Origin of the sequence: Pelagicoccus sp. SDUM812002, assembly GCF_031127835.1 — a bacterium.
Classification (GTDB): Bacteria; Verrucomicrobiota; Verrucomicrobiia; order Opitutales; family Opitutaceae; genus Pelagicoccus.
Genome location: NZ_JARXHX010000014.1, coordinates 46,608 through 64,058, shown reverse-complemented (window position 1 = coordinate 64,058; position 17,451 = coordinate 46,608). Strand labels below are relative to the sequence as shown.

Sequence of the window (17,451 nt, the reverse complement as noted above, 5' to 3'; positions counted from 1 at the left end):
CGAGCAAATAGCACACGATGCCACCTACAACGACTCGATTGCCCGATAGCTGGGGCGCTTAAGAAAGCGTTTCTTCGGCTTGAACGGATCCTCGAAGGCTTCCTTGAACGTGTAGGTCGCAGCGAAGTCTTCGCGAGCGTCGTTATCGTTTTTGCTGAAAACTCCGTACTCGATCAGGTTGAATACCATTTCGCCGAAGTCCTCGCATTTCGCAATCCCCCAAGAGGTCAGAATATAATACGTCATCGGTCCGTATTGATCGAGCGCGTACTCCCGTATCCCTTCCAGCAACTCCTGACCCGAAACGTGCCGTTTAGCTGCCTTCGTCACTACCTTGCCTTGACGCTTGCGCTCCCGGTCGATGGTGAAGTTCAGGGCCTTCTGCAGAAAGAGGTACCCGTTTTTCGCGTAACGCGGATCCTCTTTGACGATGAGGCTAACAACTTCCGTAAAATCGTGCTCTTTCATTACTGTGACATAGCGCTCCCTTAATTAGAGGCAACTTTTGCAAAGAGAACCCCACTTGCACGGGGTTGTACTGTCAATCTCTCAAAAAGAAAGTTGTAGCGGTGCAAGCTGCAGTCATTTTCCGTAACCATTCGAAATATAAGAGCGTATAATGGGGCCTAGGCTGGCAAACCCTATGCCTCTGAACACGCTTTGACCTAAAAAACAGGATGAAAACCAACCTTACCATCGCTACTCTTATCGTAGTTATTCTGACCGCCTGGATGGTGTTCGGATCAATCGGCGCCAACGACGAAGCCGCCCAAAAAGCAGAGGCCGTTCAAGCCGTGGAAGCCACCGAGAAGCCGCTTCCCAGCGTGCGCGTGCGCGACTCGATCGCCCAGGAGTTTGCCGCCAAGGTAACCCTTCGCGGCAAGACGCTCGCCTCGCGAGAAAGCGTCTTGAAAGCCGAAATCGGCGGGCAAATCCTCGAGATCGTCGCACAGCGAGGAAGCGCCGTCAAAGCGGGAGATCCGCTCATCAAAATCGATCCGCAAAACCTGCCCGAGCAAATCGAGGCCGCAGAAGCCGTCCTCCAACAGCGGCAGCTCGAATACGACGCAGCCCAAAAACTCCGCTCAAGCGGCTACCAATCAGAAACCCGGCTCGCCGAGACCGCCGCCGCGCTCGCAAACGCTCAAAGCACCTTGGCGGCCACGCGAATCGCCCTCGAACACACCGTCGTTTCCGCGCCCTACGACGGGGTTTTCAATGATCGTCTCGTCGAGGAAGGCGAGTTCGTCGCGATCGGCGACCCCATGGCCCATTTCCTCGCTCTCAATCCTATGATCGTTACCGCCGAGGCCACCGAGCAGGAGATCCAAAAGATAAATGCCGACTCCCCGGCTGTCGCCAAGATCGGAGACAAAACGGTGGAAGGACACATACGATACCTCTCCAAATCGGCAAACTCCGCGGTTCGCACCTACACTGTCGAGCTCGAATTTGAAAACCCGAATCTATCCTTCGAAGCGGGCATGACCGCCGACATCGTAGCCACTACAGCCACCCAGATGGCCCACAAGGTCACTCCAGCGATCCTATTCCTAAGTGCCGACACCGACGGCGAGCTCGGACTTAAAACCATCGACGACGAAAACGAGGTAAGCTTCCACAAGACCAAGATCATCGGTACTGCCGACGACGGGGTCTGGGTCAGCGGCCTTCCCGAGAAAGTAAAGCTCATCACTGTGGGCCAAGGTTTTGTCGTCCCCGGCGCCACCGTCAACGCCGTCGAAGAAAGCAGCATCCAGTAATCCTGGCTCGGTAGGAAGCGGCCATGTACCGCGATTCCCCAACACCCTCTCCCTCCAACTCCCTAGCATCTAGGATCCAGCACCCAATCACCTACAAAAAGTGATCGAACTCATTCTCAGCCGTAAGCGCACGGTCAACCTCGCGCTTTTCTTCATCCTCGCCGCAGGCATGTTCGCCTACATCCAGATTCCTAAGGAATCGGATCCGGACATCACCATCCCGACCATCTACGTCTCTATGTACATGGAAGGCATCTCGCCCGAGGACGCCGAGCGCCTTCTCGTGCGCCCCATGGAGCAGGAACTCTCCAGCGTGGAAGGCGTGAAGGAGATGACTTCCAACGCCTCGCAAAACTCCGCCTCCGTCACCCTCGAGTTCAACGCCGGATTCGATCCCGACGCCGCCCTCGCCGATGTTCGCGAAAAAGTCGACCTCGCCGGAGCCGAGCTTCCCCAGGCCGCCGAGGAGCCGACCGTGCATGAGATCAACCTCTCGCAATTCCCCGTCATCGTCATCACGCTTTCCGGCGAAGTCCCAGAACGCGCCCTGACCAAGATTGCCAAGGACCTCGGCGACGAGATCGAAGGCATCAGCCAAGTCCTCGAAGCCCGCGTCATCGGTGACCGCGAGGAAGTGGTAGAGGTCATTATCGACCCGACCGTGCTGCGCTCCTACAACCTCTCCCAGGGCGAGATAATCACCTTCATCTCCCGCAACAACAAGATCGTAGCCGCAGGCAACATGGACAAAGGCGACGGCCGCTTTGCCGTCAAAGTCCCCGGTCTCTTCAAGTCCGCCCAAGAGGTCATGGACATCCCGGTCAAGCGCGACGGCGACAAAGTCCTGCGTCTCGCCGACGTCGCCACCGTGCGACGCACTTTTAAGGACCGCTCTGCTTACGCCCGCCTCAATGGCGAACCAGCCATCGGCATTGAAGTCTCCAAGCGCTCCGGCGAAAACGTGCTCGATACCATCGCCGCCGTGAAGGAACTCGTCGAAAGCACGCGGCCGCTTTGGCCCGACAATCTCTCCGTCACCTACTCGCAGGACAAATCGACTGGCATCCGCGATATGCTGCTCGACCTGCAAAACAACGTCATCTCAGCGATCGTACTCGTCATGGTGGTGGTCATCATCGCTCTCGGCGTTCGCTCGGCCCTACTAGTAGGTATTGCCATCCCCGGTTCCTTTCTCGCGGGCGTACTCTTCCTCTATGCCATAGGATTCACAGTTAACATCGTGGTCCTCTTCTCACTTATCATGGCAGTGGGCATGCTCGTCGACGGAGCCATCGTCGTCACCGAATTCGCCGACCGGAAAATGGCCGAAGGCATGCCCAAAGGCGCTGCTTACGCGGAAGCCTCCAAGCGGATGGCACTCCCCATTATCGCCTCCACCTTAACCACCTTGGCCGCCTTCGCCCCCCTCCTCTTCTGGCCCGGCATGGTTGGCGAATTCATGAAATACCTGCCAATCACCTTGATCGCCACCCTAACCGCTTCCTTGGCTATGGCCCTCATATTTGTGCCCGCGCTCGGTGCGATCTTTGGCAAGGCCAACAATTCGGACAACGATGCCCTAGATGCTCTCGACGGCGCCAAGCACGCAGACGTCACCAAAATAAAAGGCTTCACCGGAAGTTACGCGCGCTTCCTGAACAAAGTCATTCGCCACCCTGTTCTGCAATTGGTCGCCCTCATCGTGCTCTTCGTCGGCGTTATCGCGACCTACGCCAAATTTGGCCACGGCATCGAGTTCTTTCCCGACGTCGAGCCAGAATTCGCCAGCATGAACATCCGCGCCCGCGGAAACCTTTCCGTAGACGAAGCGGACCTACTCGTACGCCAAGTCGAAAGCCGTATCCACAATATCGACGGCATCAAGTTCCTCTACTCCCGAGCCGATCCCGAACTCCGCGCCCAAAACGTGCCTGAGGACACCGTCGGGGTCATCCAGTTCGAATTCACCCACTGGGAAAGCCGCCCCACCGCCAACCAGATTTTCGACACCATTCGGGAACGCACCGCCGACCTCGCCGGCATTCATATCGAATTCGCCAAGCCCGACGCTGGTCCCGCTGTCGGCAAACCCGTCCAGCTGCAAATCAGCTCCGCCTTTCCGGACGCTCTCAATAAGGCCACCCAGATAATCGTCGAAAAGTTCGAAGCCACCGAAGGTCTTATCGATATAGCCGACACCCGAGGCGTGGAAGGATTCGAGTGGGAAATCGAAGTCGACCGCACCGAAGCCGCTCGCTACGGGGCAGACATCACTGTAATAGGAAACGAAATACAAATGCTCACCAACGGGGTCGAAATTGGCGAATACCGCCCCTTCGACGCTGATGACGAAGTCGAAATCCGAGCTCGTTATCCCTTCGACGAACGAAACCTCGATCAGGTCGCCAACCTCAAAATAGTCACCGAAGCCGGACTCGCACCCGTATCCAATTTTATAACGCAGCGCCCCGCTCCCCGTGTTCAATCCATCAATCGCGTCGAGCAACGCCGCGTCTACACCGTAGCGGCCGAGGTTGAAGAAGGCGTGCAACCCGCAGCCATCTTCGAGCAACTCCGCGATTGGTTGCCCACTTCCGGAATCGATTTCACACGAGTGAAAATCGATTACCGAGGGGAAGACGAAGAGCAAAAGGAAGCCGAAGCCTTCCTCGGCAAGGCCTTCCTCGTAGCAGTCTTTGCCATCGCCATCATCCTCATCACCCAATTCAACAGCATCTACCAGTCCATGCTCATCCTCACCGCGGTGCTCTTCTCCACCTTCGGCGTATTCATCGGACTGCTTGTTATGGACCAAGCTTTCGGCATCGTCATGAACGGTATCGGCGTCATCGCCCTCGCCGGCATCGTCGTTAACAACAATATCGTCCTCATCGATACCTTCAACACGCATCGCAAAAACATGGACTCCTATGACGCCGCGCTGCTCACCGCAGCTCAACGTCTTCGCCCCGTTTTGCTAACGACAGTGACCACAATCCTTGGACTCATACCCATGGTCTTTGGCATCAACCTCGACTTCTTCACACCACACGTCGCCATCGGCGCTCCCTCTACCCAATGGTGGAGTCAACTCGCCACCTCCGTCGCCTTCGGTCTCGCCTTCGCGACCATTCTCACGCTCGTATTGACACCGTCACTACTCGCCTGCGAAGACAACATCAAGAGACGCTTCCGACTAAAACGAGATTAAACCTCATCCAAACCTTTCTGCGCATTCTACGAGCAAACCAAGAGCAATGACACAACCCTCTCCACGTATCGGCGTCATCAATATCTCCGACCGTGCCTCCAAAGGCATCTACGAAGACATTCCTGGCAAAGCCTGTCTGGAGCTCCTCAAGGAATGGCTCACGACCGAGTTCGAGGTCTCCTACGCCGTCGTGCCCGACGAGCAAGACCAGATACAGGCCACCCTAAAGAAGTTTTCCGACGAGGAAGGCTGTAGTCTCATCGTCACTACCGGAGGTACCGGCCCCGCTCCCCGCGACATCACCCCCGAAGCCACCGAAGCCGTCTGCGACCGCATGTTGCCCGGCTTCGGCGAGCTCATGCGCTCCGCGTCGCTCAAGTACGTACCCACCGCAATTCTCTCTCGCCAAACAGCCGGCACTCGCGGGTCATGTCTCATTGTCAACCTTCCCGGAAAGCCCAAAGCCATCCGAGAAAACCTGGAAGCGGTCTTCCCTGCTATCCCCTATTGCATTGACCTCATCGGCGGCGCTCGCTTCGAAACCAACGGAGCCAACATGAAAGCCTTCCGTCCGAAGGGTGCCTAACGGAGGGACGGTTTCCAACCCGTCCGTGCATCCTGAGCCAAGCTCTCTCTACTCTTCGCTCTCCCAGGCCTCGAAGTTCAACTTCAGCTCGACCAACCCCTTCTTCACTTTCTCCCCATCTTCCACAAGGGCGGCATTCTCGACGTCCTTGGAATCAAGATACAGTTGGTCGATTCCCAACGCCATCGCAGTATTGGCAAGGTAGTGGGCATCTTCCTTGACCATAAACCAGTCACCTTCCGCAGCACCTGCCTCCATGTCACCGAGCTTTGAATACACTTCAGCGATTGCGGCTTTCACCGCTTCTTCAGGATAGCTATCGATTCCGCCAAATACCGTTCTCGGCGCTACAGGTTCAGCTACGACTTCCTCCTCTGGCTCCTCCACGACGGCAGGACCAATAAACAGCGGCACATGCTCCGGCTCCGCAACAACTTCCTCTTCTGCCACGATTGAAGCAGGATCTAACCGTTTTTCCTCGATCCAAGGAATCGCCTCTATTCTTTCACCGAGTTGCCCCGCATAAAACGGTTTTCCCAGAAAATCGTTCACTCCCGCGTCGCGGGCCCGCTTCACCTCATCCTCCTGCAAGGAGGCCGAAACCGCAACAATCCACGGACGATCCGCAGCCACACCTTTTTCGCGAATTCTGCTCGCAGCGGTCGGACCATCCATAACCGGCATTCGTAGGTCCATGATCAATACGTCATATTCCAAACCATGATCTGCTGCAGCTTGCCCGCCGTCGAATTCGTCCGCTTCGTAGCCAAGAGCCTCGAGGTATTGGAGGATCAGACGCCTCACCATCGGGTTGTCGTCCACGACCAGAATCTTGAGCGGATACAACTGCCCCATAGGAAGCGAGTCTTCCTCATCCTGACTATCAGACAAAAATAGGTCCTCTTTCGACTCCTCTACTTCAAGCACATCGAAATCGAACGACGCTGTGAAGCGAGATCCCTTCCCGACTTCGCTCTGTACGTTTATATGCCCGCCCATCAGTTCGACGATACGGTTTACAATCGCAAGTCCAAGTCCCGCTCCCTCACGCGGAAACTTGCTGGAGTGTTCCAATTGGATAAACGGTTCAAAAAGTCGGATCAGATCTTCCTGCTTGATACCCACCCCTGTATCCAAAATCTCAAAATTTAAAGGAAGGGCTTCGCTATCCGAATCCCCACCGACGAAGGCCTTCAAGAAGACTTCCCCTTCTTCCGTGTATTTCACCGAATTGCCAAAAAGGTTCAGCAACACTTGCCTCAACCGCACCCCGTCCGCCTGCACCAGCTCCGGTACTTCACTCATTATTACGAGGTGAGCCTTCAGTCCTTTTCGATCCGCCATCGGCTTGATGGTACGAAAAGTCTCTTCGATCAAGTGGCGCAAGTACACAGGACCGTATTCCAATTGGAAGTTGGCTTTGCGCAGATTACTGAAGTCCAGGATATCCTGCACGATGCGCAAGAGGATCTTCCCTTCGGATTGAATCGTATCCAAACATGCCCGCTGCTTGTCGTCCAAACGCGTACTTTTCAAAAGGTCGCTGTATCCAAGCACGCTCTGCAACGGCGTGCGGATCTCGTGGCTGATCACTGCTAGGAACTCGCTCTTAGCCCGATCGCCCGCTTCCGCGCGTTCCTTGGCTAATATCAAGTCCGACTCGCTCTCGTGCTCGATTTGATAATACAGGAAAAAGATTACCAAAGCCATGACCAAGCCGGCTATGATAATCGTCTGTAGTCGAGAAAGTGATACGTTGCGAAACCACGACGCCCCTGAAACGTCAATTCCGAGCCAGTAAGCGATTTCGCCCGATGTCCTTTCGCGGATAGGTGCACTCAGGTGCATGAGCGACTTTCCGCCAATCGAAAAAGGGCCCGCCAGAAACGCTTCACCGGATACATATCCACTTATCGCCGCCAAGTTCACATGCGTTTTAGCTAGGAACGGCTGCTCGCTTTGCTCCGTCTCGAACGCCGCGGTGCGAATGAGCTCCCCATCCCCATTCCACAAGTACACGCTTCGCACGTCCGAACCTACGCGCTTTATCCCCAAAAACTGTCCCGCTATCGCACCCTCCAATCGGCGCCCCTCTTCAATGATTTCGTCAAACGCGCCGATCTCCGCCACGTCCATCGGCACCGCCGCCGTCTGCACTCGCGACAGGTAGTCCTGCGACATGCGACTCTTCATACGCTGGCCGTTCCAGCTAGTTACCAAGAAGCTGGCACCTACGACAAGCGTCAAGGCGACTGGTAAAACCCGATGCCCCCAAAGTCGGAGTTGGGAGGCAATCTGCGGCGCCACATCCTCGATGCGGCGTTGTAAGCGGTAGTACCAAAACCCCGCCAAGATCGTCCACCCGGCAACGATTCTCAACAGCAGCAAATCGAATCCATAGTATGGAAAATCTTCATACGAAACCGTTTCCAATGGAAGCACCACGTCCAAGCGTCCCGGGGCCAAGAGCCATGTGGGGAAAAGCAAGACTAGCCCCGCCACGATCACATAGAGTTCCCGGCGTCCTTCTTCCTTGGCTGCGCGAGCGAAAACGCGGCACGCCCAAAAAACGGCTCCCGCCGAGACCAAGAGCGATACCACTAACGTATAGAGCAAGTCTCCGATCTCGATCGAAAGACCCAGAAACAAGCCGCCTAAGGCCGAATACGGAAAGAGGTTTCGCCCCTCGTCCTTCTTCGCGTAGCGAATCGCGATTTCCACCAGCAGCCCGTATCCGAGCATTTCGAAGCCTACCTCCAGGTTGAAGGTTCGGAAAAACTCGTCCGAAAAGGAGAGCGTCCTCAAAAAGTCGGACACCGCCTGCGAAAAGGCGTAGAAGCCGATCCACAACCACGGCAACCGCACGCCGCCATTCTTCGACAATGGCTTGGATAGAGCCAACAAGCCGACCAACATCCACCCAAAAAACGAAAGGAATACGAGAAAATCCTGCTCGAAAATCCAGCTAGGGATCAGTTGCGGGGAATTTGGATCGGTGGGAAGCATGCGGCTGGGTTGGCAAATTTAACATTCCAACTATCGACATCGTTGCAATCCCCTGTACTCCAAGGCAATCCAACAATAGAAAACCATACCTTCATTCCTCCTCCTAAAGATGTCCCCTAAAACGAGTACCGCCTTCATCGGCGAACTCGTCGGCACATTTCTCCTCGTATTTTTTGGATGCGGAAGCGTGGCCGCAGCTGTCGCCATGGGCGCCCAAGTGGGACTCTTCCAAGTTGCCATCGTTTGGAGCTTCGGCGTTTGCGTCGCCATCCTCCTCACCGGCGCTGCCAGCGGCGCCCACATCAACCCCGCCATCACACTCGCATTCGCAACCGTACGCGACTTCCCTTGGCGACGCGTTCCCCTCTACCTAGCCGCCCAATTCATAGGAGCCTTCCTCGCCGCCGCTACTCTCTATGGATTGTTTAATGGCGGCATTGCCCTCTTCGAAACCAACAATGGTATCCTGCGCGGAGCGGCAGGCAGCGAAGCAAGAGCAATGATCTTCGGCGAAATCTATCCTAATCCCGCAGGAGCGCCACTCATTGAGACAGTTCGTCTCCACATCACCACTACGCAGGCATGGTTCGCCGAATTCGTCGGGACCGCCTTACTCGCCTTTGCGGTCTTCGGGTTCACCGATCCTAAGAACAGCGCCATACTTCCCCGCTACGCTCCCTTCGCGATCGGCGCCACTCTCACCGTCCTAATTTCCCTCCTCGCTCCGCCTTCCATGGGTGGTTTCAATCCCGCCCGAGACCTTGCCCCACGTCTCTTCTACCAGCCTTGCGGGCTGGTGCAGCCTCCCTTTCGAGCTTAACGGGCACGGCTGGGCTCACGGTGTACGTCGTCGCCCCCATCGCCGGAGCTCTCTTGTAAAAAGTCCTCCTCTCCCGAGATTAGGGCTTCCACTTCCTTTCCTTCAGGTGGTTTCGACTCAACGAGCCCGCACCTCCAAGGGCCCACCCCCGAGCAAAGCACTCATGCCGCGAAGCGAAGTTGACTACCTTGCCGAGGCTGGCATGGGATTCGACATCACCGCCTCGAAGACAGTTGCAAGGCAACCCTTGAGCTGGTCTTCCGGCGAGGCGCTCACAATCACCGTCACGTCCTTACCCATTGGATACAAAACCCTTTGCTCTAGGGTTTCTCGGATCTGATCTTCGCATAAAGCCAAAATATCCCTCAGATGCCCCCCTAGCACTACGCGGGAAGGATTAAAAACCTGAACCAATTGGACCAGCCCTTCCCCGATTTGCTTGGCTTCCTCAGCCAAAACTCTGAGCACACGCGGGTCTTCTGCTTGAGCCATTTCACAAATGCCGGGAATCCAGTCTAAACTCGAATCCGCAGCATCCGGAAGATGTACTCCCTCCGCGCGCAGCTTCCGAAGAACGCCAGAAGCTCCAATTTCGGTCACCCAACAGCCTTTTCGTCCACAGCCGCAAAGGTGGCCCTCGGCTACGAAAGGCGTATGCCCCACCTGCCCGGCGTACCCTTCGCTACCCCGTAGCAGTCCGCCATCCACAAAAACTCCGGAACTCAGGCCCACACCCAAGCTCAGGTAAATCAAATCTCGTACACCCCGCGGCATTCCAAGGTGATGGGCAGCGATTGCGCCCGCATGGGCTTCGTTCTCTACGTAAACCGGCGTCCCGAATCGAGCTTCCCAATCTCCCTTGATAGGCACGCTCTGCCAGCCGGAAATCGGTCCGTAAGCGAGCTCGCCGGTCGCCCGCTTCACGAGTCCAGCCCAAGCGACGCCGATACCGAAACAGGGCAAGTCCAACTCCTCCCCGCGACGGAGCGCGTTTTCCACCAGAGCTCCGGCCCGACGCAGTCCTTCGTCTGCTGAAACGGGGGCCGAAAGACTCGCCTCGCCCCGCCACAAAAACTTCATCCCGAGATTCGCTAACACCACCACTACCCGATCGATGTCGAGCTCCACCGCGATCATGGAGCCACAGGAGGGATTCAAGTCGAGCAACATACCACGGCGCCCCACGCCGCCTTCTTCGTACTCGCTTTCGCTCACGAGAGAGGCGCTGATCAAATCCGCCACGATTGCCGACACCGTCGCACGTGTCAGACCTAGCTTATCCGCGATCTGGGCACGCGACAAAGGGCCATGCTCGCGCAACTGCTTCAGCGCGCTCACCGCGTTGAGACGCCTGATATCACCTCTATCGTATTTGGTCTGCATTCGTTCTTATAATCAATTTGTTTAGTTAATAAACTATTGATTTCAAGCGTCAAAGCGCTCAAGTTCCGAAACATGATACCCGCCCCAAACGTCCCCCGCACCGAGGTCTCCCGTCGGCGCTTCCTGAAAGCATCCGCCGCATTTGGCGCTTTCGCAATTCTCCCTTCCCGAATGCTTTGGGGAGCGGGGACTCCTAACGAAAAAGTACGGCTGGCCTGCATCGGCATCGGCAACCGAGGCGGCGCCAACACCCGAAATATCGCCCAAAACGAGATTTGCGAAATCGTCGCTCTCTGCGATGTGGACCTACTCGGCCAGCATACCGCCGAGGTCCAAGCAAACTTCCCCAAGGCCCGCACCTTCAGCGACTTCCGCAAGCTCTTCGACGAGATGGCCGACCAGATCGACGCCGTTCTCATCTCCACTCCCGACCATTCTCACTTCAGCATAGCCATGCTGGCCATGTCGCTGGGCAAGCACGTCTTTGTCGAGAAGCCGCTCGCGCACACCTTCGGCCAAGTCGAGCGTCTCATGGACCTCGCAGAGCGCAGTGGAGTCGTCACCCAAATGGGCAATCAAGGCCACTCGGGCGCCAACTATTTCCAGTTCAAGGCATGGAAGGACGCAGGGATCATCAAAGACGTTACCCGCATCACCGCCCACATGAACAACAAGCGCCGCTGGCACGGTTGGGGCAAAGATGTCACCGCCTACCCACAGCAACCCGTGCCCGAGGGCATGGACTGGGACCTCTGGATGGACTATGCACCCGAACACCCGCATAGCGACAAGCTCCACCCCGCGGAGTGGCGCAGCTGGTTCGACTACGGAAGCGGAGCCTTCGGAGATTGGGGTCCCCACATTTTGGATACGTGTCACGAATTCCTCGACCTGGGACTTCCCACGAAAATCACCGCCGTCAAACGCGAAGGCGCCAATGAGTTCGTCTTCCCTCAAGCATCGACTATCAAATTCGCGTTTCCCAAGCGGGACAAAATGCCTAAATGCGATGTCACTTGGTACGACGGCACCGAGAACATCCCCGAGGTCGAAGCGGAGTACGGAAAGCTCGAGACCGACCCTGCTACTGGCAAGACCGCCCGCGCTCCCGTCGAAATCACCAAGCCGGGCAAAATCATTTATTCAAAAGAACTCGTATTCCAAGGTGGCTCTCACTCCGACTACCTCAAAATCCTTCCCTACGAGAAATACATGGACATGCGACGCGACCTTCCTCGCTTCCCGCAAAAGAACTCAAACCATTACCTGAACTTTCTCAGAGCTTGCAAAGGCGAAGAGCAAGCTCGCTCGCCATTCAGCGTCAGCGGGCCGCTTACCCAAGTATTCAACCTCGGCTGCATCGCCCAACGCCTCGGAGGTAACCTGAAGTTCAGCCGATCAAAGAAAAAGATCACCAACAACAAGCTTGCCAACGCTTTGCTCGATCCCGCTCCGCGAAAAGGTTGGGAACAATATTACGCCCTTTAAACTCAGAACACTTCCACCCCCAGAATAGAAAATGAAAAAATCCCTAATCCTTACCGCAGCTGTATCCATTATCTCAATCGCTACCGCTGGCCAAGTCTCGGAAAGCCAGCAGGAGTACATCGCCCGCTACGAGACTCATGCCCTCAAAGTGGAGCCCGAGGATGCCCTCATAAACACCGACAAGGAACCAAACCTTAAGAAAGGTTTCGTCGACCTCTACAACGGCAAGGACCTCGACGGGTGGACAGCGCTAGGCGGCACATGTACTTTCGAGCCGAAGGGCGAAGCCATTGTAGGCACCTGCGTGCCCGGATCCCCAAACACTTTCCTCTCCACGGACCGCGACGACTATTCGGACTTCATTTTCTCCGCCGAACTCAAGTGGGCCGTCGACAGCAATAGCGGCGTTATCTTCAGAGGTCGGACCAAAGCGGACGAAAACGGCAGGGTCTACGGCCCCCAAGCTGAGATGGAAGGCCTAAACAGCGATCGCGGCTGGTCCGGTGGGATCTACGGCGAGGCCGCAGGAGGCTGGCTCTACCCGCTCTGGCTCGACGCCCATAAAGAAGCTCGCGCCGCTCTCAAGGAGGGTGAGTGGAATCGCATCACCATCAAAGCCGACGGTAAGAGCATCAAAACCTGGGTAAACGGCATCCCAGCCGCGAACTACGAAACCGACACCTACTTCGAAGGTTTCTTTGGCCTTCAGATTCACTCCGGCAAAGAGGGCGAGGTCCACTTCCGGAACGTCAAGGTCAAGGAACTCGCGCCTAAAAAAAAAAGAAGCTTAACTGACCTGTTCGAAAACGGCGACTTCTCTGCTTGGACAAAAACCGGCGGAGGTCCCGTAAGCGATGCCTGGACAATCGAGAATGCCATCGTCCAACGCGGCGGCATTCGTCCTGGAGGCATCAATACAAAAGCTGAATTCGAGGACTTCGAACTCCGCTTTGATTGGAAGATCTCCGAGGGCGGAAACAGTGGCGTCAAATATCGCGCTCAGGGAAACCTCGGCCTCGAATACCAGATCCTAGACGACCAAAAGCACAGCGACGGCAAGCTCCCCAGCCACCGGTCCGGTTCCCTTTACGACCTCTTCGCAGCGCCTGACGACAAGCCGATCAAGCCCGTTGGCCAGTGGAACAGCGGCCGCATCGTAGCCAAAGGCAACCACATCGAGCATTGGCTCAACGGTACCAAGATTCTTGATATCAAAATCGGCAGCGAGGAATGGCGCTCTGCCTTCTCCGCCAGCAAATACGCCGAGCACGAAGGCTTCGGCAGCGGGTCCGGCGCGATCCACCTGCAAGACCACGGGGACAAAGTTTGGTACCGCAACGTCCAGATCCGCAAATTGTAGGAGACTCCAAAGCGGGGAGCTTCAGCCTCGTATCCGTGTAAGACTAACTCGTTCCCTCATCGGAAAGATGCCCGCGAAACCGAGTTAGAAAATCCTTCTTAAAATCGTACTGCTCCGAGCTCATATCATGTTTGAAAGCTTCGAGGCTATCTAATCGTTGCTGCACAATGGCGACGTAGGAAAAACCTGCCCGAGCATACGGATTGTTCGATTCGGAACGCTCCACCTGGGTCACCTCTCCCGTAGCGTTGTCACGTCTCAGCATCGACGGTAACAACGCCGCTTCTGCCATCATCTTTTCGCCGGCTGTCATTCCCTCAGTCGTCTCCTTCCAAGCATCATGCACGTGCTGGGGAGCATTCACCGGCGGAAAGCTCCAACCCACGCCATGCCCCTTTTCCACGAACCCATCGTTGTCGATGTCCTGCCGTTCGTTGAACGGCAAGATCAAGTTCAAAGCCCCTTCCTCCGTCATCGTAGCCGGATTCAAATCCCCCGTCGAATGCATCGCCTTCAGGGTATCTAACTCCACACCCGACAGGCCCTGTACGAATGCCAGCGGATCCGAGTAGCCATCCTCCATCACCGCCTTCTCCACGATCCCCAGAAACGCATCCGAGCTCCCCATCACCTGATCATAACGCGGAAGATTCAAAGGATGAGTCGTATCGAGCTCACTCCGCCAATCGTAAAACGACTCCTGCAACTCGGAAAAACGTGCCACCCGAGTGGCCGACGTCTCTCCCTCTACACCTTCCAGCACCGACTCGAAAGAGCCCGCTGGAGCGTTTACCTCGCTCGAAGTCACCTTCGATTGAGCATTCAGCTGAGTAGGCAATATTGGATCCACTTTCATACAAAATCAATGCATAGCACAACCCTCGCCAAACCTGAACCGATGCTACGCGAGCACAGTGGTAGCAACCTGAAGACTCGGAAGCCAACCACCACAGTGAGTCGCCGCTCCTCGAGCCGACTAACCTTTCAAAATACCGATCTGACTCGGCGACACGAGATCTCCCACCCGCGCCGACTTCAGTTTACGTCGTGTAAATCAAGATGCGGCGAAAGGCTATTATCAGGCTGCTTAGTCAAATCGTAAATCGTTCCGAAAAGCTCCGCATACTTCACAGGTTTATTGAGAAAAGCGGACATACCCACTTTGTCGCACTCATCCTCGGCGGAAGCATAGGAGTGCGCGGTCAATGCCACAATGGGTGTCCCGTCTGCGAGGCGCCTCGTCCGTATTTCCGAAGTTGCAGTGATACCGTCCATGATCTGCATACTCAGGTCCATGAGTATCAAATCGTACCGATTCTTGACGAGTTCCTCCAATGCCTCCTCGCCATTGCCCACGCAGCGAGCGCTGGCACCCATCTTCTTTAACAAAGAACTCACGACTCGCTGGTTCACGTAGTCATCCTCAACCACCAGCACGTCTGGCGAAACTTCAAAACGAGACCTAGCGGACGTGGATGCCTTACTCCTCACGACCTCGGTATCAGCGCGGACGCACGGCACCTTGACGATGAAGGTACTTCCGACCCAGCGCTCGCTCCGCACTGTTATCTCGCCACCCAAGAAGTGGACAAGCGATTCGCATACAGCAAGACCGAGCCCTACCCCCTCAAACTGCCTCGTCTTCGTATCGTCTGACTGGACGAAACCTTCAAAGAGTCTTTCCCGCTCCTCCTCCAACATGCCGCAGCCGGTATCAGCTACCTCCACCTGCAAAAATTCGTCTGACGGATCGTCTTGAACCGACTCCAAGCTAAACGAGACCTTAACGCTTCCTTTGTTGGTGAACTTGATCGCATTGGCCACGAGTTCCTCGACAGCATCGAGCAAAAGTCGCTTGTCCACTTTTACAGCAACAGTACTCAACGCTCCCGCGTCGGAGGAAAACTCGAGTTCCCCATAGATCGCCGACTGGCCTTGCCTAGAGGCAATATCCCTCGCCAAATCTCCCAACTCAACTCGCCTAGGGTTCGTAGAAATCTCTTTCCTATCGATCGCCGAGTAATTGACCACCCTGCTCACCAAACGGTGGAGGTGCTCGGCCGACCGCTTCATCAGCGAGACTTGGGACCGCGCTTCCGCGTTGATCGAGGCGTCATCCTCCATCAGCTTCAAAAAGCCCACGATCGGGTTCAATGGCGTCTTCAACTCATGACTGACAATAGTGAGGAAACGTTCCTTGGCTCTGGCGCTGCTCTGGGCGAGATTCCGCTGCACGATCAGCGAATCCGCCTGCTCCTCAAGCTCAACCGCCTGCTCCTGTAGAAGATCGTTAGCCTTTCGCAAGCCGCTTTCGTTATCCTTCAACGCAACAATAGTGCACTGCAAAGACTTCATAACCCAAGACACCAACAACGAACCTGCTGAGGTATAGAAAGCGAAACAAGTAAGAGTCACCAACCACTGGACAGGAGTGTGGTCAGAAATGGAATCCCCACCCGGCACCTCGCCAACATAAGGATGCAACCAAGCCGAAACGACCATCAAAGCAGTGGAAACGCCTACTGTAACTAGCGACGACACAGTACCATTGAAAATAGCAGCGAGCAAACACGCGAAACATACGACAATCAAACGACTCGGAGCCGGCCCCCAAGCGAGAATCCCAGCCAGACCCACCACCGCGAGGATCCCCACCACAAAGAGCGACAAGTGAAAACTACACACCTTATCCTTGGCCAGCAGCCCCCCAATCAGCCCCGCGTAGCAGCAGCTCTGGATGATGAAGTACCAATTCACGCCGCTTTGGAAGGCGTGTACGACCGACACCACAAACACGGGAGCAGAGAGAAAGGACAAATACAATAAAGCGAGCCCGACAACCTTTCGACGAAGGTGTACCAATTCCTTTAGTTTGTTATCTTCTTCCATTTCTAGTCATCGCAATCCGCTCAGCGGCCTGCTCATTATCGGCTGAAGCGCCTAGGACTTTCACCGCGCTAGAGAATATGAGGAAGTCTCCCCTCCGCCGTCTGAGATCTTCTCCCTAGTAAAAACCCAACCGCCGCAGCTTTGCCTCTTCAGGCCGAATTTCACTCTACCTCGACGCCCAAACAAATCCCTCACCTACTTCCACCTTCCAAATCCCCATCCAGCATTTCGAAGAAATGTTGAAGGAAGAACCGTTTCTCCATCGGTAAAGCAGTCTCCGCTGTTCCTACGAGAGGTCGCAGCGAAGTCATCATCTGCACGCAAACCAGCAAGTAGATGGCTATCCAGCCACGAAGCCGAGCCGTACTACCGGGCCTACCTAGAAAACGTCCCAACAGCCGCGTCCCCACTGCCGTAGCGATCACCCAGAACCCCAGATGCATCACGCTCGCCAGAGCAACGGAGTCGGTCGACTGCGAGAACACCCAGGCTACCGGAGCCAATCCAATCAACATCACCGCAGACAGAGCCACCATCGCTACCAGCGACCCTAACACCTCTCGGAAACGCGCATCCACTCCACCCATACACAGAAAGACGTACAGGCTCGGCAAACAAATCAGAGAGCTCGCCAGCGTGCCCAGAACAATCTTAGAGGGAGCCTGCCACAATTGCCCCCCGCCGGATAGTCCTCCCACCACGAACCCGTAAAACAGCAAGCAAAGGCACGCCACTACGCCCAACGGCACGATCACCCGTTTCGTCGATTCTCCTCGAACCGCGTGCATCAAGCGACCGGGCCGCTTCAGCAGCGACTCCAGTGCCACCAGCAAGCCACTCCCTTCCAGAGGCTCCTCCAGGTAAGGGTCTCGGGCAGGGGCTATCAATTTCGCCTCGTTTGAGAGATTATCGTTTTCGTTTTCCATTTTGTCTTTTGTCATAAGT

Annotated in this window: 12 protein-coding genes; 6 read left to right on the top strand and 6 right to left on the bottom strand. The window is 55.8% G+C overall.

What is annotated here, in order from left to right:
* Window positions 1-24 precede the first annotated feature (24 nt).
* Window positions 25-468: a Minf_1886 family protein gene (locus QEH53_RS17885; protein ID WP_309024579.1), complete on the bottom strand. Its 444-nt coding sequence runs from the start codon at window positions 466-468 to the stop codon at window positions 25-27.
* 209 nt (window positions 469-677) lie between these two features.
* On the opposite strand from QEH53_RS17885, the gene QEH53_RS17880 reads away from it, so the two are divergent.
* From QEH53_RS17880 to mog, 3 genes are all read left to right on the top strand, one after another.
* A complete protein-coding gene (locus tag QEH53_RS17880; protein ID WP_309024578.1) occupies window positions 678-1,763 on the top strand; it encodes an efflux RND transporter periplasmic adaptor subunit in 1,086 nt (361 codons plus the stop codon).
* A gap of 100 nt (window positions 1,764-1,863) precedes the next feature.
* A complete protein-coding gene (locus QEH53_RS17875) occupies window positions 1,864-4,974 on the top strand; it encodes an efflux RND transporter permease subunit (RefSeq protein WP_309024577.1) in 3,111 nt (1,036 codons plus the stop codon).
* Between the two features lie 46 nt (window positions 4,975-5,020).
* Window positions 5,021-5,560: a molybdopterin adenylyltransferase gene (mog, locus tag QEH53_RS17870; protein ID WP_309024576.1), complete on the top strand. Its 540-nt coding sequence runs from the start codon at window positions 5,021-5,023 to the stop codon at window positions 5,558-5,560.
* Between the two features lie 48 nt (window positions 5,561-5,608).
* Here the strand turns inward: mog and QEH53_RS17865 are convergent, their stop codons facing one another.
* Complete coding sequence (locus tag QEH53_RS17865; protein WP_309024575.1) at window positions 5,609-8,566, bottom strand: ATP-binding protein; 2,958 nt, start codon at window positions 8,564-8,566, stop codon at window positions 5,609-5,611.
* 109 nt (window positions 8,567-8,675) lie between these two features.
* Between QEH53_RS17865 and QEH53_RS17860 the strand changes: the two genes are divergently transcribed.
* Window positions 8,676-9,386, top strand: coding sequence for an aquaporin (locus QEH53_RS17860; RefSeq protein WP_309024574.1), 711 nt, complete (start codon window positions 8,676-8,678; stop codon window positions 9,384-9,386).
* A 183-nt stretch (window positions 9,387-9,569) separates the two neighbouring features.
* Here the strand turns inward: QEH53_RS17860 and QEH53_RS17855 are convergent, their stop codons facing one another.
* Complete coding sequence (locus QEH53_RS17855; protein WP_309024573.1) at window positions 9,570-10,769, bottom strand: ROK family transcriptional regulator; 1,200 nt, start codon at window positions 10,767-10,769, stop codon at window positions 9,570-9,572.
* Between the two features lie 72 nt (window positions 10,770-10,841).
* Here QEH53_RS17855 and QEH53_RS17850 point away from each other — a divergent pair, with 72 nt between their 5' ends.
* Both QEH53_RS17850 and QEH53_RS17845 read left to right on the top strand, forming a co-directional pair.
* Window positions 10,842-12,257 (top strand): Gfo/Idh/MocA family oxidoreductase, encoded by a 1,416-nt coding sequence (locus QEH53_RS17850; RefSeq protein ID WP_309024572.1) that lies wholly within the window; start codon window positions 10,842-10,844, stop codon window positions 12,255-12,257.
* Between the two features lie 31 nt (window positions 12,258-12,288).
* A complete protein-coding gene (locus QEH53_RS17845; RefSeq protein ID WP_309024571.1) occupies window positions 12,289-13,617 on the top strand; it encodes a DUF1080 domain-containing protein in 1,329 nt (442 codons plus the stop codon).
* 43 nt (window positions 13,618-13,660) lie between these two features.
* Here QEH53_RS17845 and QEH53_RS17840 read toward each other — a convergent pair whose 3' ends face one another.
* The 3 genes from QEH53_RS17840 to QEH53_RS17830 form a co-directional block, all read right to left on the bottom strand.
* On the bottom strand, window positions 13,661-14,467 hold the full coding sequence (locus tag QEH53_RS17840) for a hypothetical protein (RefSeq protein ID WP_309024570.1): 807 nt from the start codon (window positions 14,465-14,467) through the stop codon (window positions 13,661-13,663).
* A gap of 185 nt (window positions 14,468-14,652) precedes the next feature.
* Window positions 14,653-16,506, bottom strand: a complete 1,854-nt coding sequence (locus QEH53_RS17835; protein ID WP_309024569.1) for a response regulator — start codon at window positions 16,504-16,506, stop codon at window positions 14,653-14,655.
* A gap of 191 nt (window positions 16,507-16,697) precedes the next feature.
* Window positions 16,698-17,447 carry a hypothetical protein gene (locus QEH53_RS17830; protein WP_309024568.1) on the bottom strand — a complete coding sequence of 250 codons (750 nt, stop codon included), beginning with the start codon at window positions 17,445-17,447 and terminating at the stop codon, window positions 16,698-16,700.
* Between the last annotated feature and the right edge of the window lie 4 nt (window positions 17,448-17,451).

Bases quoted from the DNA above. Each gene is read 5' to 3' on its own strand.
- mog (WP_309024576.1), top strand. From the start codon at position 5,021: ATGACACAACCCTCTCCACGTATCGGCGTCATCAATATCTCCGACCGT.
- QEH53_RS17885 (WP_309024579.1), bottom strand. From the start codon at position 468: ATGAAAGAGCACGATTTTACGGAAGTTGTTAGCCTCATCGTCAAAGAG.
- QEH53_RS17850 (WP_309024572.1), top strand. From the start codon at position 10,842: ATGATACCCGCCCCAAACGTCCCCCGCACCGAGGTCTCCCGTCGGCGC.
- QEH53_RS17865 (WP_309024575.1), bottom strand. From the start codon at position 8,566: ATGCTTCCCACCGATCCAAATTCCCCGCAACTGATCCCTAGCTGGATT.
- QEH53_RS17830 (WP_309024568.1), bottom strand. From the start codon at position 17,447: ATGACAAAAGACAAAATGGAAAACGAAAACGATAATCTCTCAAACGAG.
- QEH53_RS17845 (WP_309024571.1), top strand. From the start codon at position 12,289: ATGAAAAAATCCCTAATCCTTACCGCAGCTGTATCCATTATCTCAATC.
- QEH53_RS17860 (WP_309024574.1), top strand. From the start codon at position 8,676: ATGTCCCCTAAAACGAGTACCGCCTTCATCGGCGAACTCGTCGGCACA.
- QEH53_RS17855 (WP_309024573.1), bottom strand. From the start codon at position 10,769: ATGCAGACCAAATACGATAGAGGTGATATCAGGCGTCTCAACGCGGTG.
- QEH53_RS17880 (WP_309024578.1), top strand. From the start codon at position 678: ATGAAAACCAACCTTACCATCGCTACTCTTATCGTAGTTATTCTGACC.
- QEH53_RS17835 (WP_309024569.1), bottom strand. From the start codon at position 16,506: ATGGAAGAAGATAACAAACTAAAGGAATTGGTACACCTTCGTCGAAAG.